This is a genomic window from Streptomyces corynorhini, assembly GCF_003346515.1.
Taxonomy (GTDB): domain Bacteria; phylum Actinomycetota; class Actinomycetes; order Streptomycetales; family Streptomycetaceae; genus Streptomyces; species Streptomyces corynorhini.
The window spans coordinates 1-23,196 of sequence record NZ_QQNA01000046.1 but is presented as its reverse complement, the minus strand read 5'-3'; the positions used below and the strand labels follow the sequence as shown (position 1 = coordinate 23,196).

Sequence of the window (23,196 nt, the reverse complement as noted above, 5' to 3'; positions counted from 1 at the left end):
GCTGAATCGTGGAGAACTTGATTGCGCTGCTCGTCGCGGCGCCTCTGATCGGAGCGGCGGTCCTGCTGTGCGGCGGGCGCCGGCTCGACCGCGCGGGCCACTGGCTCGGTACCCTGCTGGCCGCCGCGTCCTTCGTGATCGGCGTGGTGCTCTTCAGCGACATGCTCGGCAGGAGCGCGGACGACCGCTCGCTGCACCAGCACCTGTTCAGCTGGGTCCCCGTCGAGGGGTTCCGGGCGGACATCGCCTTCCAGCTCGACCAGCTGTCGATGACCTTCGTCCTGCTGATCACCGGTGTGGGCACGCTGATCCACCTCTACTCCATCGGGTACATGGAGCACGACGAGCGGCGCCGCCGCTTCTTCGGCTATCTCAACCTGTTCCTGGCGGCGATGCTGATCCTGGTCCTCGCCGACAACTACCTCCTGCTGTACCTGGGCTGGGAGGGCGTCGGGCTCGCCTCGTACCTGCTCATCGGGTTCTGGCAGCACAAGCCCAGCGCGGCCACGGCCGCGAAGAAGGCGTTCCTCGTCAACCGTGTCGGTGACATGGGCCTTTCGATCGCCATCATGCTGATGTTCACCACCTTCGGGACGTTCGCCTTCGGACCGGTGTTCGCCGCCACGGGGGACGCGTCCGAGGGCAAGCTGACGGCGATCGGCCTGATGCTGCTGCTGGCCGCCTGCGGCAAGTCCGCGCAGGTGCCGCTCCAGTCGTGGCTCGGCGACGCGATGGAGGGCCCGACCCCCGTCTCGGCCCTGATCCACGCGGCGACGATGGTGACGGCGGGCGTCTATCTGATCACCCGGTCGAGCGCCGTCTTCAACGCGGCCCCCGACGCCCAGCTGGTGGTCGTGGTGGTCGGCGCGGTGACGCTGCTGTTCGGTGCGATCGTCGGTTGCGCCAAGGACGACATCAAGAAGGCCCTCGCCGGTTCGACGATGTCGCAGATCGGCTACATGATCCTCGCGGCGGGCCTCGGCCCGATCGGCTACGTCTTCGCGATCATGCACCTGGTGACGCACGGCTTCTTCAAGGCCGGGCTCTTCCTCGGCGCCGGTTCGGTCATGCACGGCATGAACGACGAGGTGGACATGCGCAAGTACGGCGGTCTGCGCACGTACATGCCGGTCACCTTCGTCACCTTCGGCCTCGGCTATCTGGCGATCATCGGCTTCCCCGGACTGTCCGGCTTCTTCTCCAAGGACAAGATCATCGAGGCGGCCTTCGCCAAGGGCGGCACGGAGGGCTGGATCCTCGGCGCCGTCACGCTGCTCGGCGCCGGGATCACCGCTTTCTACATGACGCGCGTGATGCTGATGACCTTCTTCGGCGAGAAGCGCTGGCAGCCCGACGCGAAGGGCGACGCCCCGCATCCGCACGAGTCCCCCCGGTCCATGACCATCCCCATGATCGTCCTGGCGGTCGGCTCGGTGTTCGCCGGCGGGTTCTTCTCCCTCGGTGACCGCTTCCTGCACTGGCTGGAGCCCGTCACCGGACACGACCACGGGGACGCGCCGCTCAGCGCGGGCGTCATCACCGGCGCCACCATGGTCGTCCTGGTGATCGGCGTCGCCGTCGCCTGGCTGATGTACGGACGCGCGTCCGTGCCGGTCGCCCCGCCGCGCGGCTCGCTCCTCACCCGCGCCGCCCGCCGCGACCTCCTCCAGGACGACTTCAACCACGTCGTCCTGGTGCGCGGCGGCGAGCACCTCACCCGCTCGCTCGTCTACATGGACCACACCCTGGTCGACGGAGTGGTCAACGGCACCGCGGCCTCGTTCGGCGGGCTCTCCGGCCGGCTGCGCAAGCTGCAGAACGGCTACGCCCGCACCTATGCGGTCTCGATGTTCGGAGGTACGGCAGTGCTCATCGCCGCGACCCTGCTGATGAGGGCGGTGTAACCGGATATGTCGTTCCCTCTCCTGACCGCGACGGCGGTCCTGCCCGCGGTCGGCGCGATCGCCACGGCGGCCGTCCCGGCCGCCCGGCGCACCGCCGCCAAGTGGCTGGCGCTGCTCTTCTCGCTGGCCACGCTCGCGCTGGCCGTTCTCGTCCTGGTCCGCTTCGAACCCGGCGGCGCCCGCTACCAGCTCACCGAGTCCCACGCCTGGATCGCGGACTTCGGCGTCCGCTACGAGCTGGGCGTGGACGGCATCGGGGTCGCGCTGCTCGCGCTGACCGCGCTGCTGATCCCGTTCGTGATCCTGGCCGGCTGGCACGACGCCGACCCGCTCGAAGACGCCAGGCCCAACCGCCGCTGGCGTCCGACGCAGGGCTTCTTCGCGCTGATCCTGATGGTCGAGGCGATGGTGATCCTCTCCTTCGAGGCCACCGACGTCTTCCTCTTCTACATCCTGTTCGAAGCCATGCTCATCCCGATGTACTTCCTCATCGGCGGGTTCGGCGACCGCGCCCATGCGGGGGGTGACGAGGCGGCGGCCACCCAACGTTCGTACGCGGCCGTCAAGTTCCTCCTCTACAACCTGGTCGGCGGGCTCATCATGCTGGCCGCCGTCATCGGCCTCTACGTCGTCGCCGGGACCTTCTCGCTCTCCGAGATCGTGGCGGCGCGGGCCGACGGCTCGCTGTCCATGGCGACCGGCACCGAGCGGTGGCTCTTCCTGGGCTTCTTCTTCGCGTTCGCCGTGAAGGCGCCGCTCTGGCCGCTGCACACCTGGCTGCCCAACGCCATGGGCGAGGCCACCGCGCCCGTCGCCGTACTGATCACCGCCGTGGTCGACAAGGTCGGCACGTTCGCGATGCTCCGCTTCTGCCTCGGGCTCTTCCCCGAAGCCTCCACGTGGGCCACGCCCGCGATCCTCGTCCTGGCGCTGATCAGCATCGTCTACGGGGCGCTGCTCGCGGTCGGCCAGCGCGACATCAAGCGGCTGATCGCCTACGCGTCGATCTCGCACTTCGGCTTCATCATCATGGGCATCTTCGCGATGACCAGCCAGGGCCAGTCGGGCGCCACGCTCTACATGGTCAACCACGGGATCTCGACGGCCGCGCTGATGCTGGTCGCCGGATTCCTGATCTCGCGGCGCGGCTCGCGGCTCATCGCCGACTACGGCGGGGTGCAGAAGGTGGCCCCGGTCCTCGCCGGGACCTTCCTGATCGGCGGCCTCGCCACGCTCTCCCTGCCGGGACTCTCCCCGTTCGTGAGTGAGTTCCTGGTCCTGGTCGGGACGTTCAGCCGCTATCCGGTGGTCGGCGTCATCGCCACCGTGGGCATCGTCCTCGCCGCGCTCTACGTCCTCGTCCTCTACCAGCGCACGATGACCGGGCCGGTGAAGGACGCGGTCAGGACCATGCCGGATCTGCGGATCCGGGAGCTGGTGGTGGTCACCCCGCTGATCGCGCTGCTTCTCTTCCTCGGCGTCTACCCGAAGCCGCTGACCGAGATCGTCAACCCGGCGGTGGAGCACACGATGTCCGACGTCCAGAAGACCGATCCCAAGCCCGAGGTGGAGGCCGCTCCATGAGTGCGACTGTCGTCCACAGCCTGTGGACAACCGCGGCGGCCGACCGAGTCGCCACGATCCCGGCTCCCAAGATCGAGTACGCGCAGCTGTCCCCGGTGCTCATCGTGCTGGGCGCCGCGGTCCTCGGCATCCTGATCGAGGCGTTCGTGCCCCGCAAGGGGCGCTACCACACCCAGCTGTTCCTCTCCCTGGTCGCGCTGGCCGCCTCGTTCGCGGCGGTGGTCGCCCTCGCCGCCGACGGATACGGCACGACGAGGAAGCACATCGCGGCGATGGGCGCCATCGCGGTCGACGGACCGGCGCTCTTCCTCCAGGGCACCATCCTGCTCGCCTCGGTCGTCGCCGTGTTCACCTTCGCCGAGCGCGGGCTCGACCCGGAGAGTCACGGCAAGCGTGTCGACTCCTTCGCCGCGCAGCCCGCGTCCGTGCCGGGCAGCGACAGCGAAAAGGCCGCGGTCAGGGCCGGGTTCACCACCACGGAGGTGTTCCCGCTCGCGCTGTTCGCGGTCGCGGGCATGCTCGTCTTCCCGGCGGCCAACGACCTGCTGACGCTCTTCATCGCGCTGGAGGTCTTCTCCCTCCCGCTCTACCTGCTGTGCGCGCTGGCCCGCCGCAAGCGGCTGCTGTCCCAGGAGGCGGCGGTCAAGTACTTCCTCCTCGGCTCCTTCTCCTCGGCGTTCCTCCTCTTCGGTATCGCCCTGCTCTACGGGTACGCCGGCTCCGTGTCGTACGCGCGCATCGCCGAGGTCGTCGACGGCACCGTGCAGAACGTCAGCCCGGCCCTCGCCGACACCATGGGCAACGACGCGCTGCTGCTCATCGGCGGCGCGATGGTCCTGATGGGGCTGCTCTTCAAGGTCGGCGCGGTGCCGTTCCACATGTGGACGCCCGACGTCTACCAGGGCGCGCCCACCCCGGTCACCGGCTTCATGGCCGCCGCGACCAAGGTCGCCGCGTTCGGCGCGCTGCTGCGCCTGCTGTACGTCGTGCTGCCGGGGCTGCGCTGGGACTGGCGGCCGGTGATGTGGGGCGTCGTCATCGTCACCATGCTGGGCGGCGCGATCGTCGCCATCACCCAGACCGACATCAAGCGGCTCCTCGCGTACTCCTCCATCGCGCACGCGGGCTTCATCCTGGCCGGTGTGATCGCCGGGACGGCCGACGGCATCTCGTCCGTCCTCTTCTATCTGGCGGCCTACTCGTTCGTCACGATCGGCGCGTTCGCGGTGGTCACGCTGGTGCGCGACGCGGGCGGCGAGGCGACGCACCTGTCCAAGTGGGCCGGGCTCGGGCGGCGTTCGCCGCTGGTGGCCGCGGTCTTCGCGGTCTATCTGCTCGCCTTCGCCGGTATCCCGCTGACCTCGGGCTTCTCGGGCAAGTTCGCCGTCTTCAAGGCGGCGGCGGAGAGCGGCGCGGGCGCGCTGGTGGTGGTCGGTGTGATCGCCTCGGCGATCGCCGCGTTCTTCTACATCCGCGTCATCGTGCTGATGTTCTTCAGCGAGCCCAAGCCCGAGGGCCCGACCGTCGCGGTGCCCTCACCGCTGACCATGACGGCCATCGCCGTGGGTGTCCTCGTCACCCTGGTCCTGGGCGTGGCCCCGCAGTACTTCCTGGACCTGGCGGGCCAGGCGGGGGTCTTCGTGCGGTAGCGGCGCGGCGGCGCGCGTGGCGGGGCCCGGCACTCCAGGTGCCGGGCCCCGCCGGTTGTACGGGGCCGGGTTCACGCGGCGGCGATCCGACCCGTCACCTCGCCCAGGCCGACCCGGGTGCCGTCCGGGCCCGGGGCCCAGGCCGTCAGGGTCACCACGTCGCCGTCCGCCAGGAACGCCCTTTTCCCGGAGCCCAGTTCCAGCGGTTCTGTGCCGTTCCAGGTCAGCTCCAGCAGCGAGCCGCGCTGCGCGCGGTCGGCGCCGCTGACGGTGCCCGACGCGAAGAGGTCGCCCGTGCGCAGGGAGGCGCCGTTGACCGTCATATGGGCCAGTTGCTGGGCGGCCGTCCAGTACATCGTGGAGAACGGCGGCTCGGAGATCACCTCGCCGTTGAGCGCGACGGAGATCCGCAGGTCGAAGCCGCCCGGCTCCTCGTCGTCCGCGTCGTCCAGATAGGGCAGCAGCGGCTCCGTACGGGCCGGGGGAGCGACCCGGGCCGCGTCCAGGGCCTCCAGCGGAGTCACCCACGCGGAGACGGACGTCGCGAAGGACTTGCCCAGGAACGGGCCGAGCGGCACGTACTCCCACGCCTGGATGTCCCGCGCCGACCAGTCGTTGAGCAGCGACAGACCGAAGACGTGGTCGCGGAACGAGGTGAGCGGCACCGGGTCGCCCTGCCGGGACGGTGTGCCGACGACGAAGCCGACCTCCGCCTCGATGTCCAGCTTCACCGAGGGCCCGAAGGCGGGCGCCGCGTCGGTGGGCGCCCTGCGCTGCCCGGACGGGCGCCGTACCTCCGTACCGGAGACCACGACCGTGCCGGCCCTGCCGTGGTAACCGATCGGCAGATGCTTCCAGTTGGGGGTCAGCGCCGCTCCGTCGGGGCGGAAGATCCGGCCCACGTTGGTGGCGTGGTGTTCGCTCGCGTAGAAGTCGACGTAGTCCGCGACCTCGTACGGCAGATGCAGCGTCACCGTGTCGAGCGGGTACAGGAGCGGTTCTATGGCGGGCCGGTGCGCGGGCACCGTGACCCACGCGGTCAGGGCGCGGCGCACATCACGCCAGGCCGTACGCCCCGCGCCCATCAGGGGGTCGAGGCTCGGCCGGTCGAGCAGCGCCGAGTACGGGGAGCCCAGGGCATGTGCCGCCGCTCCCGCGTCCAGTACGTGGTCGCCGATGCGGACCCCGAGCCGGCGGCGGTCGGGCTCTGCGGGGGTGGAGAACACTCCGTACGGGAGGTTGTGCGGGCCGAAGGGGTCGCCTTCGGCCGGTTCGAGCGGGCTCTGCTCGGGCATGGGGTACTGCCTCGCTTTCCGGATCGATGCAGGACACGTTACGTCGGTGTTGCCCTGTGGCGGCAGTGATAAAAAGCCCGCATTGCCCGAACGGACGCGGGTGTTCCGGACGGCCGGGAGGAGCTACCGGCGGTAGTACCGGCGGCGGCCCCTCCTCGGCCCCTCCTCGGCCCCTCCTCAGCTCCTCCCCGGCGCCTTCCCGTCTCCTCACCGGTGTCTCCCGGCCGGTCCCGGTCCCCCTGCGCGTCTCAGCCCGCCGTGCGCGGAATCCTCTTCTCCCAGGTCCGGTGGAAGACCACCTCGTCGCCGTCGTGGCAGACCACCTCGTTGGTGGTGAGGAAGGACTCGGCGTCGCAGCTGATCTCGGAGCGCGTCCGCACCCGGGTGTCCCACCCCAGTTCGGGCCGGTGCAGCCGGATCGTCCAGTCCGAGCGGGTGTGCGCCGACAGCGGGTCGCTCTCCTGGATCGTGTACGTCTCCAGCGCGTCCTCGGTGAACTCGAGCCCGTCCGGGTAGACGCGGGAGCCGCCGTAGCGCGGGTCGACCTCCAGCCGCCAGGTGCCCTGCGCGACGTCGCGCACCACCAGCCGCTCGGGCCGCTCCTCGTCCAGCGTCGCCGGGAAGACCACGCCCAGCGGCTCCGCCTGCTCGGCGGGCTCGAAGGTGAGCGGGCGCGGCTCAGCGACCGGTGCCCGTACGGGCAGTTCGAGCGAGCTGCCCGCCGGGTCCAGTGTGAAGCCCGCCGACTCCGCGCGCGGCCAGATCCACGGCCAGTACGCGGACGAGACGGCGAGCCGGATGCGGTGGCCGGGCGGGAAGGTGTGCCCGATGCCGTTGAGTTCGAAGGTGACGTCCTCGGTCGCGCCCTCGGGCCACGGTTCTGCCCGGTCCCGGCCGTTCCTGGCCGAGAGGTTGAGCACGCCGCGCGTGACCAGGGTGGAGGAGCCGTCCGGCGCGACGTCGCACAGCCGGGCGATGGCCTGTCCCGCCGGGACGTCCAGCCGCAGCCGCAGCGTGACCCGGGGCCGCCCGAGGATCTCGATGCGTTCGCCCGTGACCTGGAAGTCGAAACAGGCCGACTTGGCGTCCTCGTCCCGCTGGTCGGGCGGCAGGTCCGCGTCGTTGCCGAACGGGAAGAAGCGGCCCGCGTCCAGCCCCGTGTGGTGCGGCGAGTCGACGACGACCGGCTCGCCCCTGAAGGCGTACGGCACGACGGTGACATGGGGCGAGGGCCAGGCGGTGTCGCCGACCCAGCGGCCCGGCAGCTCGGGGTAGCCGGTCGCGGGCGGGTGCGAGGCGCTGATCCAGGAGCGCAGCAGCGGCTCCTCCATGATCCCGGTCTCGGCGCCCTTGAGGTGGTGGTCCCACCAGCGCAGCGTCTCCTGGAGGAAGCCGATGGCGGGCCCCGGCGGCAGGCCCCGGTCCGGGTACTGGTGCGACCAGGGCCCGATCAGCCCCCGTACCCGGCCCGGTTCCAGCCGCTCGACCAGCCGCAGCACGGTGTCGCGGTACGGGTCGTGCCAGCCGCCCACCGCGAGGACGGCCGCCTTGATCGCGCCGTAGTCCTCGCAGACGCTGCCGTGTTTCCAGTACGCGTCCCTGGTCTGGTGGTCCAGCCAGGTGTGGATGAACGGATCGACGGCTTCGAGGCGTTCGAGCCACATCGCGCGCCAGCCGGCCCCCGCGTACAGCGGGTCGGGCGGGCGGGAGACGAAGGCCAGCATGGTGGCCGCCCAGGCGTGCATGTCGACGGCGAGGACCGAGCCGCCCATGTAGTGGACGTCGTTGTCGTACCGGTCGTCGGTGGAGCAGACGGTGACGACCGCCTTCAGCGCCTCGGGTGCGAGCGCGGCGAGCTGGAGCGAGTTGAAGCCGCCCCAGGAGATGCCGAACATGCCCACCTTGCCGCTGGACCAGGGCTGTGCGGCGAGCCAGTTGACGACCTCGACGCCGTCGGCCAGCTCGGTCGCGTCGTACTCGTCGCCCGGCAGCCCCTCGCTGTTGCCGTGCCCGCGTACGTCGACGCGTACGGAGGCGTAGCCGTGGCCCGCGTACCAGGGGTGGCGCTGCCAGTCGCGCGGCGCCGTCCAGTCGCTCAGCCGGTAGGGCAGGTATTCGAGCAGGACGGGGACGGGCTCGTCGGTGACCGGGCGCCAGATCCGGGCGTAGAGGCGGGTGCCGTCGGAGAGCGGGACGCGTACGTCCTCGCGGGTCGTCCCGTACGGGAAGTCGGTGCGGACGGTGGGGGACATGCCGGTCACCTCGGACGGAGTCGGGGGCGGTGGAACGGGGGCGGCGGGCGGCGGGGGCGGCACGGCCCGGGGTGCGACAGGAAGCGGATCAGGCCGTTCAGCGGACGGGGTGCATCGTGCGGCGCATCCAGGGCGCCGCGGCGATCACGGCGAGTCCGGCCACGACGGCGATGGCGCCGTTGACGCCGAAGTACGCGGGCTGCGAGACCTGGCCGTACAGCTTCACCGTCTGGGCCTGGATGCCGTTGGCGAGCGCCAGCGAGAGGAACCAGAGCGCCAGGGTCTGGCTGGCGAACGCCTTCGGCGCGAGCTTGGTGGAGGCGGACAGACCGGAGGTCTCCACCAGGATGTCGCCGAGGCCGAGCAGCAGATACGAGCCGACGATCCACCAGGCGGCCATCCGGTAGTCGCTCCCGCCGTGCCCTGAGGTGGGCAGGACCATGAGCAGGAACGACAGCCCGCCGAGGATCACCCCGATCGCAATCTTGTTCGAGGCGTGCGGCTGGTTGCGGCCCATCCGCACCCAGACCGCCGCGACGACGGGCGCGAGCGCCACCTCGAAGGCGCCCAGGGCGGACGCGTACCAGCCGGCCGGGAAGGTGAAGCCCAGGATCGAGGTGTCGGCGTTGGTGGAGGCGAGCAGGATCATCGTCGAGTACGCCTGGAAGAGGATGAAATTGAAGAAGACGGACGCCAGGAACAGCACCACGTACGGGCGCAGCCTGCCGCGCTCCTCCGCGCTCACCCGGGGGCTCTTGAACATCACGGCGAAGTACACGACCGGCGCGAGCACCGAGATCACGGTGAGCACGTCGGCGAAGCGGGCGATCGTGAGCCACCCGGCCAGCGAGAGCGTCACCGCGACGACGGCGACGACGGCCGCGCCCGCGGCCATCAGCCGGACGGCGCGGCGCATCGGCTCCGGCGCGAGGGCGAACTCGGCGGCGTGTCTGCGCCCGGCCAGGTGACGGCGGCCCGCCACGTACTGGATCAGTCCGAGCGTCATTCCCGCGGCGGCGGCCGAGAACGCCCAGTGCCAGCTGACGTGGTCGCCGAGCCAGCCGGTGACCAGCGGCCCCAGGAAGGCGCCGATGTTGATCGCCATGTAGTAGAGGGCGAAACCGGCGTCCCTGCGCTCGTCCTCCGTACGGTAGAGCTTGCCGACCATGGCGGAGACGTTCGGTTTGAGCAGTCCCGTACCGGCGCTGATCAGGCCGAGGCCCACCCAGGTCATGGCCGCCGCGGGGACGGCCATCGCGTAGTGCCCGAGCGCGATGAGGACGCCGCCCCAGAGCACCGCGCGGTACGAGCCGAGGATCCGGTCGGCCAGCCAGCCGCCCGCCACCGAGAGCAGATAGACGAGGGTCCCGTACGCGGCGGAGATCGAGGCGGCGGTGCCGGGCTCCATCCCGAGGCCGCCGTTCCTGGCGGTGGCGACGAAGAAGAGGACCAGGATCGCCTGCATCCCGAGGAACGAGAAGCGCTCCCAGACCTCCAGGCCCGAGAGGGTCAGCAGTCCCCGGGGGTGGCCGAGGAAGGCGCGATCGTCGCGAGGGGGCGGGGTGTCCTCGCCGGCGTGCATGTCGGTCGTGGTTCCGGACAAAACGGCTACTCCTGATCGTATGGCCGATCTCGAACATACCGGCGGTGCCGGGAAGCCGCCCATGGTGATCGAAAGGGGACCGGATACGCTGACTTGAGTGGTGACAGCGACACATCGACAATCCGTGTGATCGTCAGCAGACAGGAGTACCTCTCGTGACCGTCGTCGGGCCGTTCGGGCTGAGCGTGCGGGACCAGGCTCTTGAGGCCGATGTCCAGACCGGATTGGCGGCCGTCGAGGCGGGGCTGCTCGATGCCACCAAGAGCGACGTGCCCTTCATCACGGAGGCCGCCCAGCATCTGGTGCGGGCCGGAGGCAAGCGTTTCCGGCCCCTGTTGGTCATGCTCGCGTCACAATTCGGCGATCCTTACGCGCCCGGTGTCGTCCCGGCGGCCGTGGTGGTCGAGCTGACGCATCTCGCGACGCTCTACCACGACGACGTGATGGACGAGGCGGACGTCCGCCGCGGGGTGCCCAGCGCCAACGCCCGCTGGGACAACTCCGTCGCGGTCCTCACCGGCGACTTCCTCTTCGCCCGCGCCTCGCACATCCTGTCCGACCTGGGCCCCGAGGCCGTACGGGTCCAGGCGGAGGCGTTCGAGCGGCTGGTGACGGGCCAGATCCTGGAGACGGTGGGGCCGCGCGACGGCCGCGACCCGGTCGACCACTACCTCGACGTCATCGGCGGCAAGACGGGCTCGCTGATCGCGGTCTCCGGCCGCTTCGGCGCGATGACCTCCGGCGCGGACGAGTCGGTCGTCGACATCCTCACCCAGTACGGGGAGCGGCTCGGGGTCGCCTTCCAGCTCGCCGACGACGTCCTCGACATCGCCAGCGACTCGCACGAGTCGGGCAAGACCCCCGGCACCGATCTGCGCGAGGGCATCCCGACGCTGCCGGTGCTGCTGCTGCGCGCCCAGGCCGAGGCGCACGGCCGCCCCGAGGACCTGGAACTCGTCGCGATGCTGGACGGGGACCTGGCGGACGACGCCCGGCTCGCCGAGGCCCTGGAGGGGCTGCGCGCCCACCCGGCGCTGGAGCAGGCGCGCCGCGACACCGTGCGGTACGCGGAGGAGGCGCGGGCGACCCTGACGCCGCTGCCCGAGGGGTACGCGAAGTCGGCGCTGGTGGAGCTGTGCGACGCGGTGGTCCACCGCGCGGGCTGAGCGTCCTGGTCGCCGCCGGTCGCGGGTGGGCCGGATCGCGCCGGTCGCGGGTGGGCCGGTCGCCCGCAGGTCTCGGGTGGGGCCGGGAGTCCCCCGGTCGGCCGTGTGCCGCGCCGCGTTCGGGGCATCCCCTAAGGGATGCCCGGTGGGCATCTCATCGTCACGTCATCCCATAGGGGTACGGGAAGTTGCTCCCGGGGGCTGACGCTTCGGCCGTGCCGATTTGGTCCTATGGACAACACCACTCCTGACCAATTCGGGTGAGAATGGCGGCAAGGGGTGGACGAGTGCAACGGACGGAAGGCCGCCGACCACGGAGGTAGGGCACACATGGCACCGAACGACAACACGCGGATCACCGAGACCGAGGGTGAGCCGAGCGCGTTCCGCCGCAAGGCGACGCGTTACGCGCTTCCCGTCGCGGTGGCGGGGGTGGCCGCGGCGACCATCGGGCTCGTACCGGCACTCGCCGCGGCCGGTGGCAGCGGACCCCAGCTGGCGGACATCAGCGCGCAGCAGCTCATCGAGAAGATCGCCGCGTCGGACACCCAGCAGCTCTCGGGGTCCCTCAAGATCACCACGGATCTGGGACTGCCCGCGCTGAGCGGTCTCGACAGCGTGGCCGGCGCGCTCGGCGACTCCGCGGGCGCGGGCGACGGATCCACCGCGGACCCGGGCACCAAGCTGATGGAACTCGCCTCCGGCTCCCACACCCTGCGGGTCGCGGCCGACGGCGCCGACAAGCAGCGCCTCTCCATCGTGGAGGGCGCCGCGGAGTACAGCCTCATCCGCAACGGCGACGAGGTGTGGGCGTACGACAGCGGCTCCAACCAGGCGTACCACGCGACGGAGAAGGACGCGGGCGGGCACGGCGGGAGCGAGGGCACGAAGGGCGAGGGCGCCCAGGGCGCCAAGGACCTGGACGTGACGCCTTCTGAGCTGGCCGCGCAGGTGCTGAAGGCGGCCGGCGACACGACCTCCGTGACGGTCGACGGGACGGCGCGGGTCGCCGGGCACGACGCGTACCGGCTGCTCGTCAAGCCGAAGCAGAGCGGTTCGACGGTCGGTTCCGTCACGATCGCGGTCGACGCGAAGACCGGCACTCCGCTCAAGTTCACGCTCGCCTCCAGCGGCGGCGGCAAGCCGATTGTCGATGTGGGCTTCACCAAGGTCGACTTCGCCAAGCCGGACGCCTCCACCTTCGACTTCACCCCGCCCAAGGGCACGAAGGTGACGCGGGCCGATGAGAGCGACGCGGCGCACGGCAAGGACGCGAAGAACGAGGCGAGCGGCGCGGACCAGGGCGAGGGCCGCTTCGGCGGGCTGCTGGGCGAGCTGAGCGGAGCCGACGACTCCGGCGACGTGAAGACGATCGGCAAGGGCTGGAGCACGGTCTACGAGCTGACGTCCCCGAAGGACGAGAGCGGCGCGGCGGGCAAGGGCTCCGAAGCCGCCGGGTCCGGCGCCTCGAAGCAGGACGACCTGCCCGCCGAGGCAGAGGGCCTGATCGGCTCCCTGGGCTCCAAGGTCACCGGGAAGTTCGGCTCGGGCATGGTCTTCGAGACCCGGATCGTCAACGCGCTGATGACGGACGACGGAAAGGTCTACGTCGGCGCGGTCACCAAGGACGCGCTGCTCAAGGCCGCGAACCAGGCGAACTGACGCCACGGCCGACCGCCCCGCCGCGCGTGTCGCGCGGCGGGGCGGAACGCTGACCGGGGCCGGTCCGTTCTTGGGGTGACCGGGCGCGTGGCGCCCGGGAGGCGGAGAGCGAGGAGGCGCGGGAGATGACGGATTCCCCCGGTTCGGACGGCGCGGGGCCGGTCGGCGGCGAGGCCGTCGACGGCGCCGGGCCGGCCGACAGCACCGGGCCGGTTGACAGCACCGGGCCGGTTGACGGCGCCGGGCCGGTCATCGAGACGCGCGGCCTCACCAAGCGCTTCCGGGGCGGACAGCTCGCCGTGGACCGCCTCGACCTGACGGTGCCCGCCGGGAGCGTCTTCGGCTTCCTGGGGCCCAACGGGTCCGGCAAGACCACCACCATCCGGATGCTGCTGGGCCTCATCGAGCCGACCGCAGGCTCCGCCGCGCTGCTCGGCCGCCCGGTGCCACGCGCGGCCCGCGCCGTGCTGCCCCAGGTGGGGGCCCTGATCGAGGGGCCCGCGCTGTACGGCTATCTGACCGGCCGGGACAACCTCGTACGGTACGACGCGGCCGACCCGAGCGCCGACCCCCGTACCCGTGGCGCCCGGGTCGCCGCGGCCCTGGACCGGGTCGGGCTGGGCGCGGCGGCGGGAAAGCGGGCGCGGGCGTACTCCCTCGGCATGAAGCAGCGGCTCGGGCTGGCCTCGGCCCTGCTCAGACCGCGTCGGCTGCTGGTGCTCGACGAGCCGACGAACGGGCTCGACCCGCAGGGCATGCGGGAGATCAGATCGCTGGTGCGGGAGCTGGCGGCGGACGGCACGACCGTCTTCCTCTCCTCCCACCTCCTGGACGAGATCGAGCAGGTCTGCACGCATGTCGCGGTGATGACCGGCGGTCGGCTGATCACCCAGGGCACGGTCGCCGGGCTGGCGGCCGGGGTCCGGGGCAGGCTCGGCGTCACCACCCCCGATCCGGGCGAGGCCGCGCGGGTGCTGAAGGAGCGCGGCGCCACCGACGTGGTGGTGACGGAGTCCCGGCTGACCTGCGAGGCCCCGCCGGACGCGGATCTCGCGGAGCTGAACGCCGCGCTGGTGCTGGCCGGGGTACGGGTGCGGGCCTTCGGCCCGGAGCGCGCCTCGCTGGAGGACGCGTTCGTCGCGCTGACGGGGGAGGGCTTCGATGTCGCGGGCTGAACCGACGGGGCGGGCACCCGCGGCCCCCGCCGCCCGCGCGCCTCGGCCGTGGTGGACGCTGGGGCTGCTCCGCTCCGAGCTGGCCCTCACCTTCGGGCGGGCGCGGACCCTGGCCCTGCTGGGGGTGCTCGCCGCCGTACCCGTCCTCATCGGTGTCGCCGTGAAGACCGAGACGGGTGGGGGCGGCGGGGTGAGCGACGCGGGCGCGGCGCACGGGCCCGCCTTCCTCACGCAGCTCACCAACAACGGGCTGTTCCTCGTCTTCGCCGCGCTCGCCGCGACGCTGCCCGTCTTCCTCCCGATGGCCGTGGGCGTGGTCGCGGGCGACGCGATCGCCGGTGAGGCCCACGGCGGCACCCTGCGCTACCTGCTGGTGGCACCGGCGGGCCGGACCCGGCTGCTCCTCGTCAAGTACGCGGCCACGATGGTCTTCTGCCTGGTCGCGACGGCGGTCGTGGCGGTCTCGGCGCTCGTCGTCGGCGCGCTGCTCTTCCCGCTCGGTGACGTCACCACGATCTCGGGCACCCGGATCTCGTTCGGGGACGGGCTGATACGGGCCCTGCTGATCGCGCTGGTCGTCGCCGCCTCACTGATCGGTCTCGCCGCGCTCGGGCTGTTCGTCTCCACGCTGACCAACAGCGGGATCGCGGCCATGGCGGCGACGGTCGGGCTGCTGATCACGGTGCAGATCCTGGACACGGTCCCGCAGCTGCACGCGATACAGCCGTACCTCTTCTCGCACTACTGGCTGTCCTTCGCCGACCTGCTGCGCGCGCCGTTCTACTGGGACGACATCGTCAAGAACCTGGAGATCCAGGCGCTGTACGCGGCGGTGTTCGGCTCGGCGGCCTGGGCGCGGTTCACGACACGGGACATCACGGCCTGAGACGGCCGCCGCGTCCGGCCCCGGACCCGTACGCCGACGCGGCACCGGTCCGTACCGCGGCCCGGTGTCCGCCGGGCGGTACGGGCCGATGCCGACGGCTCAGCTGGCGCCGGACAGCGACCACACGGCGTACGCGATGGCGTCGCTGTTGCGGTCGAGCGCGGTGTCGTCGATGTTCGCCGTGGTGTCGCACGAGCGGTGGTAGCAGGCGTCGAAGGCCCTCCCGGAGGTGCCGCCCCACTTCTGCGCCTGCGCGGCCGTCTTGATGTAGTCGGCGCCGCTGAACAGCCCGCCCACCGGGATGCCCACGTTCTTGAACGGGGCGTGGTCCGAGCGGCCGTCGCCCTCGGTCTCGATCTCCGTCGGGATGCCGAGGCCCGCGTAGTAGCTCTTGAAGGTCTGCTCGATGGTGGGGTCGTCGTCGTAGACGAAGTAGCCGGGGTTGGGGGAGCCGATCATGTCGAAGTTGAGATAGCCGCTGATCTTCGCCCGGTCCGCGGTCGGCAGGTTGTTGACGTAGTACCGGGAGCCGACCAGGCCCAGCTCCTCCGCGCCCCACCAGGCGAACCGGAGGTGCTTGGTCGGCTTGAGCTGCGCCCGCGAGACGGCGAGCGCCGTCTCCAGCACGGCGGCGGAGCCCGAACCGTTGTCGTTGATCCCCGCGCCCGCCGTCACCGAGTCAAGATGCGACCCGGACATGACAACGCTGTTCGTGTCGCCGCCCGGCCAGTCCGCGATCAGGTTGTAGCCGGTGGATCCGCTGGAGGTGAACTGCTGCACGGTGGTGGTGAACCCGGCCGCGTCCAGCTTGCCCTTCACGTAGTTGACGGAGGCCAGATAACCGGCCCGGCCGTGGGCACGGTTGCCGCCGTTGGCCGCGGCTATGGACGACAGCTGGGTCAGATGGGCCTTGACGTTGGCGAGGGGTATGTCGGGCGCGGCGAGGGTGGTGGTGGCGGACGCGCTCGGCGCGGTGGTGGCGATCAGCCCCGCGAGCGCGAGACCGACGACTGCGGGAACGGAGAACTTCATGGGGGGCTCCGGATTCCGAACGGGCAGGAGATGGGGGGCGGAACGTGCGGGACGCCTCGCCGCGGAAGCGGCGTGAGGCGCTGGAGCTGCTGGAGCTGCTCGCGCTGGTGGTGCGCTGCGCGTGGTGAATGGTGGGGGAGAGCCTGACGTACCGTCAAGAGCGGGAATCGGTCAGGGGTGTCCGCTGAGCGGAGAGGGGCCCGGTACGGGGAGCGGGGAGCGGGACCGGTCCCGGCCTCAGGCGCGTGCGTCCGGTGATGTCGGCGTCGGCGCCGCCGTCGATGCCGACGCCGCCGACGGCGCCTCCGCCTCGGCCTCCGCCTCGGCCTCCGCCCGCTGCCCGGCCTCCGTCTTCAGCCGCTGTGCCTCGGCCCGGTTGCGGTGCGCCGTGCGTAGCGCGTCCCAGGTCAGGAGGGACAGCGCCAGCCACACCAGCGCGAACCCGGCCCAGCGCTCGACCGGCATCTCCTCGTGGAAGTACGTGATGCCCAGCAGGAACTGGAAGACCGGCGCCAGGTACTGGAGCAGCCCGAGCAGCGAGAGCGGCACCCGGATGGCCGCCGCGCCGAAGCAGATCAGCGGCAGCGCCGTGATCAGGCCCGTGCCGGCGAGCAGGGCGAGATGGCCCGCGCCCCGGGAGCCGATGGTGGCCCCGCCGGTCGCGCTCAGCCACACCAGATAGCCGAGGGCGGGCAGGAACAGCACCGCCGTCTCGGCGGCCAGCGACTCCAGACCGCCGAGGTTGATCTTCTTCTTGACCAGTCCGTACGTCGCGAACGAGAAGGCGAGGATCAGCGAGATCCACGGCGGTCGCCCGTAGCCGACCGCGAGGACCAGCACGGCGCCGACGGCGATGCCGACCGCCGCCCACTGGGCCGCCCGCAGCCGCTCCTTGAGCAGCAGCACGCCCATGGCGATGGTCACCAGCGGGTTGATGAAGTAGCCGAGGGACGCCTCCAGGACCCGGCCGGAGTTGACCGCCCAGATGTAGACGCCCCAGTTGACGGTGATCGTGGAGGCGGCCACCGCGATCAGGGCCAGCTTGCGCGGCTGCCGCAGCAGCTCCCGTATCCACGCCCAGCGGCGCAGCACCAGCAGTGTGATCACGACGACGCCCAGGGACCAGACCATCCGGTGGGCCAGGATCTCCATCGCGTCGGCCGGTCGCAGGAGCGGCCAGTAGAGCGGGACCAGCCCCCACATCCCGTAGGCACCGATCCCGTACAGCAGTCCCGCCCGCTGTTCGCCTTCCGTCTTCACTGGCCCTCCCCGTCCCACGCGCGCGCCGTCCCCCGTCGGGACAGTCGAAACCCCGATGAAGGTAGCGCCGCGCGGGCCGCGATGTCATGTTCGTATCGTCATACGGTCATGACGCGAAGAGGGGGCGGTGGCGGCGAGGTCAGCCCTTGAGCGCCTGCGCCACCGCGTCCGCGAGCGGCGTGGTCGGACGGCCGGTCAGCCGCGCCAGGTCGCCGCTCGTACCGGCGAGCAGCCCGCGCTCGATCGCCGCTTCCACGTTCACCAGGATCGCGGCGAACGGCTCCGGCAGGCCCGCGCCGACGAGGATGGAGCGGTGCGTCTCGGCCGGGACGTTGTTGTGGACGATCGTCCGGCCGGTCTGGCGGGACAGCTCCGCCGCGTACTCCTCGAACGACCACGCCGTGTCGCCGCTCAGCTCGTACGTCTGGTTGAGGTGGCCCTCGCCGGTCAGGACGGCCGCCGCGGCGGCGGCGTAGTCCGCGCGCGCCGCGGAGGCGACCCGGCCGTCACCCGCGCTGGAGACGACGGCGCCGTGCTCCAGCACCGGCGCGAGGTTCTCCGTGTAGTTCTCGTGGTACCAGCCGTTGCGCAGGAAGGTGAACGGCAGGCCCGAGTCGAGGATCGCCTGCTCGGTGACCTTGTGCTCGGCGGCCAGGTCGAAGTCGGCCTCGGGGCCGCCCAGTACGCCCGTGTACGCGAGCTGCGCCACGCCCGCCGCCTTCGCGGCGTCGATGACGGCGGTGTGCTGCGCCACGCGCTGCCCGACCTCGCTGCCGGAGATCAGCAGGACGCGGTCACCGGAGCGGAAGGCGTCCTTCAGCGTCTCGGGCCGGCTGTAGTCGGCGACCCGCGGCTCGACGCCGAGCGCCACGAGGTCCGCGGCCTTCTCCTCGTTCCGCACGACGGCGGCGATGCCGTCGGCCGGGACGTCGGCGGCCAGCAGGGCCCGCACGACGAGACGGCCGAGGTGTCCGGTGGCTCCGGTGACGACGATGCTCATGGGGGAGATTCTCCAGTTCGTACGCGTTTGTCAGGTTTCGTAGCGCTCTGTCACTCACCTTACGACGCACACTAACCAAGTGAAAGTACCCACCTTGAAGTAAGGTACTGGCATGAGCGTTACCGCGAGCCCGGACGTCAACCGGGTCATGTGCCCCTCCAGGCTGATCCTGGAGCACGTCACGAGCCGCTGGGGCGTGCTGGTGCTCGCCGCCCTGCTGGAGCGCTCGTACCGCTTCAGCGAGCTGCGCCGCGAGGTCGGCGGCGTCAGCGAGAAGATGCTCGCGCAGACCCTGCGCACGCTGGAGCGCGACGGCTTCGTCCACCGCGACGCCCGGCCCGTCATCCCGCCGCGCGTCGACTACACCCTCACCGAGCTGGGCCGGGAGGCCGCCGAGCAGGTGTGGGGGCTGGCGCGCTGGACCGAGCGGCGGCTCGACGCGGTCTTCCTGGCGCGCGAGGAGTACGACAAGGCCCGGACCCCCTGACGGAACAGGGGATCCGGGCCTCGGTGGCGCCGGTGCGCTTCGGTCCGGGTCAGCCGACGACGGTCCAGGTGTCGCCGCCCGCCAGCATGGCCGACAGGTCGCCCTTGCCGTGCCGCTCGACCGCCGCGTCCAGCTGGTCCGACATCAGCGTGTCGTAGACGGGCCGCTCCACGCTGCGCAGCACCCCGATCGGGGTGTGGTGCAGCGTGTCGGCGTCGGCGAGCCGCGACAGCGCGAACGCGGTGGTGGGGCTCGCCGCGTGCGCGTCGTGGACCAGGACGTCCGCCTCGTTCTCCGGCGTCACGGCGACGACCTCCAGGTCGCCGGTGGCCCGGTTCCGTACGACACCCTTCGCGCCGTCGGCGCCGAAGCGGATCGGCTGCCCGTGCTCCAGCCGGATCACGGCCTCCGCCGCCTGGTCCTTGTCCTTGAGGACCTCGAAGGCGCCGTCGTTGAAGATGTTGCAGTTCTGGTAGATCTCCACCAGCGCCGTGCCCGGGTGTTCGGCGGCCTGCCGCAGCACCTCGGTGAGGTGCTTGCGGTCCGAGTCGACCGTACGGGCCACGAACGACGCCTCCGCGCCGATCGCCAGCGACACCGGGTTGAAGGGCGCGTCGAGCGAGCCCATCGGCGTCGACTTGGTGATCTTCCCGACCTCGGAGGTGGGGGAGTACTGCCCCTTGGTCAGTCCGTAGATCCGGTTGTTGAACAGCAGGATCTTCAGATTGACGTTGCGGCGCAGCGCGTGGATCAGATGGTTGCCGCCGATGGAGAGCGCGTCGCCGTCGCCGGTGACGACCCAGACGGACAGGTCCCGGCGCGAGGTGGCGAGCCCGGTGGCGATGGCGGGCGCGCGGCCGTGGATGGAGTGCATCCCGTACGTGTTCATGTAGTACGGGAAGCGGGAGGAGCAGCCGATGCCCGAGACGAACACGATGTTCTCTTTGGCGAGGCCGAGCTGCGGCATGAACCCCTGTACGGCGGCGAGCACCGCGTAGTCACCGCAGCCGGGGCACCAGCGGACCTCCTGGTCCGACTTGAAGTCCTTCATCGACTGCTTGCCCTCGGCCCTGGGGACCAGGGTCAGCAGCTCGTTGGTGATCGCCGAGGTCGTCGTGTCAGGCATCGATGGCCTCCTTGAGGGCCGTGGCGAGCTGTTCGGCCTTGAACGGCATGCCGTTGACCTGGTTGTACGAGTGGGCGTCCACCAGGTACTTGGCTCTGAGCATCGTGGCGAGCTGACCGAGGTTCATCTCCGGCACCACGACCTTGTCGTAGCGGCTCAGCACCTCCCCGAGATTGCGCGGGAAGGGGTTGAGGTGGCGCAGATGCGCCTGGGCGATCGGGACGGGCTCCTTGCGCAGCCGCCGTACGGCCGCGGTGATCGGCCCGTACGTGGACCCCCAGCCCAGCACCAGGGTGCGGGCGCCGTCCGGGTCGTCCACCTCCAGATCGGGCACCTCGATCCCGTCGATCTTGGCCTGGCGGGTGCGCACCATGAAGTCGTGGTTGGCCGGGTCGTACGAGATGTTGCCCGTGCCGTCCTGCTTCTCGATGCCGCCGATGCGGTGTTCGAGACCGGGCGTACCGGGCACGGCCCACGGGCGCGCCAGCGTCCCGGGGTCGCGCTTGTACGGCCAGAACACCTCGGTGCCGTCGGCCAGCTGGTGGTTGGGACCGGTGGCGAACTGGACCCGCAGGTCGGGCAGTTCCTCGGTCTCCGGGATCCGCCAGGGCTCGGAGCCGTTGGCGAGGTAGCCGTCGGAGAGCAGGAAGACCGGCGTCCGGTACGTCAGCGCGATCCGGGCGGCGTCCAGGGCCGCGTCGAAGCAGTCCGCCGGGGTCCGGGGCGCGACCACCGGCACGGGGGCCTCGCCGTTGCGCCCGTACATCGCCTGGAGCAGGTCCGCCTGCTCCGTCTTGGTGGGCAGCCCGGTGGAGGGGCCGCCGCGCTGGATGGCGACGACGAGCAGCGGCAGCTCCAGCGAGACGGCGAGCCCGATCGTCTCCGACTTGAGCGCCACGCCGGGGCCCGAGGTGGTGGTGACGGCGAGCGAGCCGCCGAAGGCCGCGCCCAGCGCCGCGCCGATGGCGGCGATCTCGTCTTCGGCCTGGAAGGTCCGTACACCGAAATTCTTGTGTTTGGACAGCTCGTGCAGGATGTCGGAGGCCGGGGTGATCGGGTACGAGCCGAGGTACAGCGGCAGGTCCGCCTGGTGCCCGGCGGCGATCAGACCGTACGAGAGCGCCAGGTTCCCGGAGATGTTGCGGTACGTGCCGGCCGGGAACGCGGCGGCGGCCGGGGCCACCTCGTAGCTGACCGCGAAGTCCTCGGTCGTCTCGCCGAAGTTCCAGCCCGCGCGGAACGCGGCCACGTTCGCCTCGGCGATCTGCGGCTTCTTGGCGAACTTGGCGCGCAGGAAGCGCTCCGTGCTCTCCGTCGGCCGGTGGTACATCCACGACAGCAGCCCGAGCGCGAACATGTTCTTGCTGCGCTCGGCCTCCTTGCGGGAGAGCCCGAACTCCTTGAGCGCCTCGATGGTCAGTGTCGTCAGCGGCACCGGGTGGATCTGGTACGCGTCGAGGGAGCCGTCTTCGAGGGGCGAGGTCAGATAACCGACCTTGGCCATCGGGCGCTTGGTGAACTCGTCGGTGTTCACGATGATGTCCGCGCCGCGCGGCACATCGCCGATGTTGGCCTTGAGCGCCGCCGGGTTCATGGCGACCAGTACGTTCGGCGCGTCACCCGGGGTGAGGATGTCGTGGTCGGCGAAGTGCAGCTGGAACGAGGAGACACCCGGCAGGGTCCCGGCGGGCGCCCGGATCTCGGCGGGGAAGTTCGGCAGGGTCGACAGGTCATTGCCGAACGACGCCGTCTCCGAGGTGAACCGGTCTCCCGTCAGCTGCATCCCGTCACCGGAGTCACCCGCGAAACGGATGATCACCCGGTCAAGACGGCGGACTTCCTTCTCGCCCGTACCCTCTCGCGCGAGGATGTGTCGCTCGGCACGCTGTTCACCGACGGCGCGGTCGTTCTCGTTCGCGTCGTCGGCCTCATCGGCCTGCTCGGCCGGGCTACTGACCTGGCTGGTCACTGAACTGGACCTCCCTCGAGGCGGCGGCTCGGGACCGGCGGCCGCCCGGCGGTCCCGGAGGCCACCCTACGTCGGTAAGGGTCGCCTTCCCTTGACCGGTTGGATAGTGGACATCATTTTGAGACGTCCTGGCACGCTAATTTGTCATGGTTTGTCGCTGTATTGAGTTGTGCGGGGACCGATCCTGTCCTCATCCTTTAGTTCTAGGGCTTCGGTCGGTCAGGGCCCCGGACCGACCGGGTCCGTGCCCCCGGAACCGAAGGGTCCCTGACCCCGGAACCCGGTCCGTTCCGGGCTCGGGGCCGGTCAGGACGTGAGGTATCAGGACTTGAGGTACGTGAGGTATCAGGACTTGAGGTAGGTGAGGACCGCCAGCACCCGGCGGTGGTCCCCGACGCTCGGGGAGAGACCGAGCTTCAGGAAGATGTTGCTGACGTGCTTCTCGACCGCGCCGTCGCTGACCACCAGCTGCTTCGCGACCGCGGAGTTCGTCCGGCCCTCCGCCATCAGCCCCAGCACCTCGCGCTCGCGCGGCGTGAGCCCGGCCAGCACGTCCTGTTTACGGCTGCGGCCGAGCAGCTGCGCGACCACCTCGGGGTCCAGCGCCGTACCGCCACCGGCCACCCGCACCACGGCGTCGACGAACTCCCTGACCTCCGCTACCCGGTCCTTCAGCAGATAGCCCACGCCCCGGCTGCTGGCGGCCAGCAGCTCGGTGGCGTACTGCTCCTCGACGTACTGCGACAGCACCAGCACCCCGAGTCCCGGGTGGTCCTTGCGCAGCCGCACCGCCGCCCGTACGCCCTCGTCGGTGTGGGTCGGCGGCATCCGTACGTCCGCGACCACCACGTCCGGCAGCTCGCCGCGGTCCGCCAGCTCGCCGACGGTCTTGACGAGCGCCTCGCCGTCCCCCACCCCGGCGACCACGTCGTGGCCCCGGTCGGTCAGCAGCCTGGTCAGCCCCTCCCGGAGCAGCACCGAGTCCTCGGCGATGACCACCCGCACTCTGTCGTCCGTGTCCCTCATGAGTCCCGAAGCCCCCACTGCCGAAGTCCGTCCCGCCACCGCGGCGCCCCGATGGCGCATCCGCGGACTCCAGCATCCCAGCTCCGGGCCGCGCGCGGGGCCCGGAGCTGGGATGCTGGA

The 23,196-nt window shown here is 71.1% G+C and carries 17 protein-coding genes; 8 read left to right on the top strand and 9 right to left on the bottom strand.

What is annotated here, in order from left to right; translation table 11 throughout:
* Nucleotides 1-8: 8 nt before the first annotated feature.
* From nuoL to nuoN, 3 genes are read left to right on the top strand one after another with little or no spacing between them, the layout of a single operon-like run.
* Nucleotides 9-1,904, top strand: a complete 1,896-nt coding sequence (gene nuoL, locus DVH02_RS07540; protein ID WP_114622922.1) for an NADH-quinone oxidoreductase subunit L — start codon at nt 9-11, stop codon at nt 1,902-1,904.
* 6 nt (nt 1,905-1,910) lie between these two features.
* Nucleotides 1,911-3,488 carry an NADH-quinone oxidoreductase subunit M gene (locus tag DVH02_RS07535; RefSeq protein ID WP_114622921.1) on the top strand — a complete coding sequence of 526 codons (1,578 nt, stop codon included), beginning with the start codon at nt 1,911-1,913 and terminating at the stop codon, nt 3,486-3,488.
* Complete coding sequence (nuoN, locus tag DVH02_RS07530) at nt 3,485-5,137, top strand: NADH-quinone oxidoreductase subunit NuoN (protein ID WP_114622920.1); 1,653 nt, start codon at nt 3,485-3,487, stop codon at nt 5,135-5,137. The genes DVH02_RS07535 and nuoN overlap by 4 nt, the downstream gene beginning before the upstream one ends.
* Nucleotides 5,138-5,208: 71 nt before the next feature.
* Here nuoN and fahA read toward each other — a convergent pair whose 3' ends face one another.
* From fahA to DVH02_RS07515, 3 genes are all read right to left on the bottom strand, one after another.
* Nucleotides 5,209-6,432 (bottom strand): fumarylacetoacetase, encoded by a 1,224-nt coding sequence (gene fahA, locus DVH02_RS07525; protein WP_114622919.1) that lies wholly within the window; start codon nt 6,430-6,432, stop codon nt 5,209-5,211.
* 248 nt (nt 6,433-6,680) lie between these two features.
* Nucleotides 6,681-8,684: a CocE/NonD family hydrolase gene (locus DVH02_RS07520; RefSeq protein ID WP_114622918.1), complete on the bottom strand. Its 2,004-nt coding sequence runs from the start codon at nt 8,682-8,684 to the stop codon at nt 6,681-6,683.
* Between the two features lie 97 nt (nt 8,685-8,781).
* The gene (locus DVH02_RS07515) at nt 8,782-10,266 is read right to left on the bottom strand and encodes a peptide MFS transporter (RefSeq protein ID WP_114622940.1); all 1,485 of its coding nucleotides are present in this window, start codon (nt 10,264-10,266) and stop codon (nt 8,782-8,784) included.
* Nucleotides 10,267-10,442: 176 nt separating this feature from the next.
* Between DVH02_RS07515 and DVH02_RS07510 the strand changes: the two genes are divergently transcribed.
* The 4 genes from DVH02_RS07510 (at nt 10,443) to DVH02_RS07495 (ending at nt 15,176) form a co-directional block, all read left to right on the top strand.
* Nucleotides 10,443-11,453, top strand: a complete 1,011-nt coding sequence (locus tag DVH02_RS07510) for a polyprenyl synthetase family protein (protein WP_114622917.1) — start codon at nt 10,443-10,445, stop codon at nt 11,451-11,453.
* Between the two features lie 330 nt (nt 11,454-11,783).
* Complete coding sequence (locus DVH02_RS07505; protein ID WP_114622916.1) at nt 11,784-13,115, top strand: LolA family protein; 1,332 nt, start codon at nt 11,784-11,786, stop codon at nt 13,113-13,115.
* Between the two features lie 125 nt (nt 13,116-13,240).
* A complete protein-coding gene (locus DVH02_RS07500) occupies nt 13,241-14,290 on the top strand; it encodes an ABC transporter ATP-binding protein (protein WP_114622915.1) in 1,050 nt (349 codons plus the stop codon).
* Complete coding sequence (locus DVH02_RS07495) at nt 14,277-15,176, top strand: ABC transporter permease (RefSeq protein WP_114622914.1); 900 nt, start codon at nt 14,277-14,279, stop codon at nt 15,174-15,176. Before DVH02_RS07500 ends, DVH02_RS07495 begins: the two co-directional genes overlap by 14 nt.
* Before the next feature lie 99 nt (nt 15,177-15,275).
* On the opposite strand, the gene DVH02_RS07490 is transcribed toward DVH02_RS07495, so the two are convergent.
* The 3 genes from DVH02_RS07490 to DVH02_RS07480 all read right to left on the bottom strand — a co-directional run bounded on the left by DVH02_RS07490 (nt 15,276) and on the right by DVH02_RS07480 (nt 18,468).
* Entirely contained in the window at nt 15,276-16,208 is a 933-nt protein-coding gene (locus DVH02_RS07490) for a M28 family metallopeptidase (protein WP_114622913.1), read from the bottom strand.
* A 237-nt stretch (nt 16,209-16,445) separates the two neighbouring features.
* Nucleotides 16,446-17,468 (bottom strand): EamA family transporter RarD, encoded by a 1,023-nt coding sequence (gene rarD, locus DVH02_RS07485; RefSeq protein WP_114622912.1) that lies wholly within the window; start codon nt 17,466-17,468, stop codon nt 16,446-16,448.
* Nucleotides 17,469-17,607: 139 nt separating this feature from the next.
* Nucleotides 17,608-18,468, bottom strand: coding sequence for an SDR family oxidoreductase (locus DVH02_RS07480; protein WP_114622911.1), 861 nt, complete (start codon nt 18,466-18,468; stop codon nt 17,608-17,610).
* Nucleotides 18,469-18,580: 112 nt separating this feature from the next.
* Between DVH02_RS07480 and DVH02_RS07475 the strand changes: the two genes are divergently transcribed.
* Nucleotides 18,581-18,955, top strand: coding sequence for a winged helix-turn-helix transcriptional regulator (locus DVH02_RS07475; RefSeq protein WP_114622910.1), 375 nt, complete (start codon nt 18,581-18,583; stop codon nt 18,953-18,955).
* A gap of 49 nt (nt 18,956-19,004) precedes the next feature.
* Here DVH02_RS07475 and DVH02_RS07470 read toward each other — a convergent pair whose 3' ends face one another.
* From DVH02_RS07470 to DVH02_RS07460, 3 genes are all read right to left on the bottom strand, one after another.
* Nucleotides 19,005-20,081, bottom strand: a complete 1,077-nt coding sequence (locus DVH02_RS07470) for a 2-oxoacid:ferredoxin oxidoreductase subunit beta (protein ID WP_114622909.1) — start codon at nt 20,079-20,081, stop codon at nt 19,005-19,007.
* Nucleotides 20,074-22,050 carry a 2-oxoacid:acceptor oxidoreductase subunit alpha gene (locus DVH02_RS07465; protein ID WP_114622908.1) on the bottom strand — a complete coding sequence of 659 codons (1,977 nt, stop codon included), beginning with the start codon at nt 22,048-22,050 and terminating at the stop codon, nt 20,074-20,076. Before DVH02_RS07465 ends, DVH02_RS07470 begins: the two co-directional genes overlap by 8 nt.
* 345 nt (nt 22,051-22,395) lie before the next feature.
* On the bottom strand, nt 22,396-23,055 hold the full coding sequence (locus DVH02_RS07460; protein ID WP_114622939.1) for a response regulator transcription factor: 660 nt from the start codon (nt 23,053-23,055) through the stop codon (nt 22,396-22,398).
* Nucleotides 23,056-23,196 lie beyond the last annotated feature (141 nt).

Coding starts and splice junctions, on each gene's coding strand:
- DVH02_RS07515 (WP_114622940.1), bottom strand. CDS start 10,266: ATGCACGCCGGCGAGGACACCCCGCCCCCTCGCGACGATCGCGCCTTC.
- DVH02_RS07490 (WP_114622913.1), bottom strand. CDS start 16,208: ATGAAGTTCTCCGTTCCCGCAGTCGTCGGTCTCGCGCTCGCGGGGCTG.
- DVH02_RS07505 (WP_114622916.1), top strand. CDS start 11,784: ATGGCACCGAACGACAACACGCGGATCACCGAGACCGAGGGTGAGCCG.
- DVH02_RS07535 (WP_114622921.1), top strand. CDS start 1,911: ATGTCGTTCCCTCTCCTGACCGCGACGGCGGTCCTGCCCGCGGTCGGC.
- DVH02_RS07500 (WP_114622915.1), top strand. CDS start 13,241: ATGACGGATTCCCCCGGTTCGGACGGCGCGGGGCCGGTCGGCGGCGAG.
- DVH02_RS07520 (WP_114622918.1), bottom strand. CDS start 8,684: ATGTCCCCCACCGTCCGCACCGACTTCCCGTACGGGACGACCCGCGAG.
- nuoN (WP_114622920.1), top strand. CDS start 3,485: ATGAGTGCGACTGTCGTCCACAGCCTGTGGACAACCGCGGCGGCCGAC.
- DVH02_RS07495 (WP_114622914.1), top strand. CDS start 14,277: ATGTCGCGGGCTGAACCGACGGGGCGGGCACCCGCGGCCCCCGCCGCC.
- DVH02_RS07480 (WP_114622911.1), bottom strand. CDS start 18,468: ATGAGCATCGTCGTCACCGGAGCCACCGGACACCTCGGCCGTCTCGTC.
- DVH02_RS07475 (WP_114622910.1), top strand. CDS start 18,581: ATGAGCGTTACCGCGAGCCCGGACGTCAACCGGGTCATGTGCCCCTCC.
- DVH02_RS07470 (WP_114622909.1), bottom strand. CDS start 20,081: ATGCCTGACACGACGACCTCGGCGATCACCAACGAGCTGCTGACCCTG.
- fahA (WP_114622919.1), bottom strand. CDS start 6,432: ATGCCCGAGCAGAGCCCGCTCGAACCGGCCGAAGGCGACCCCTTCGGC.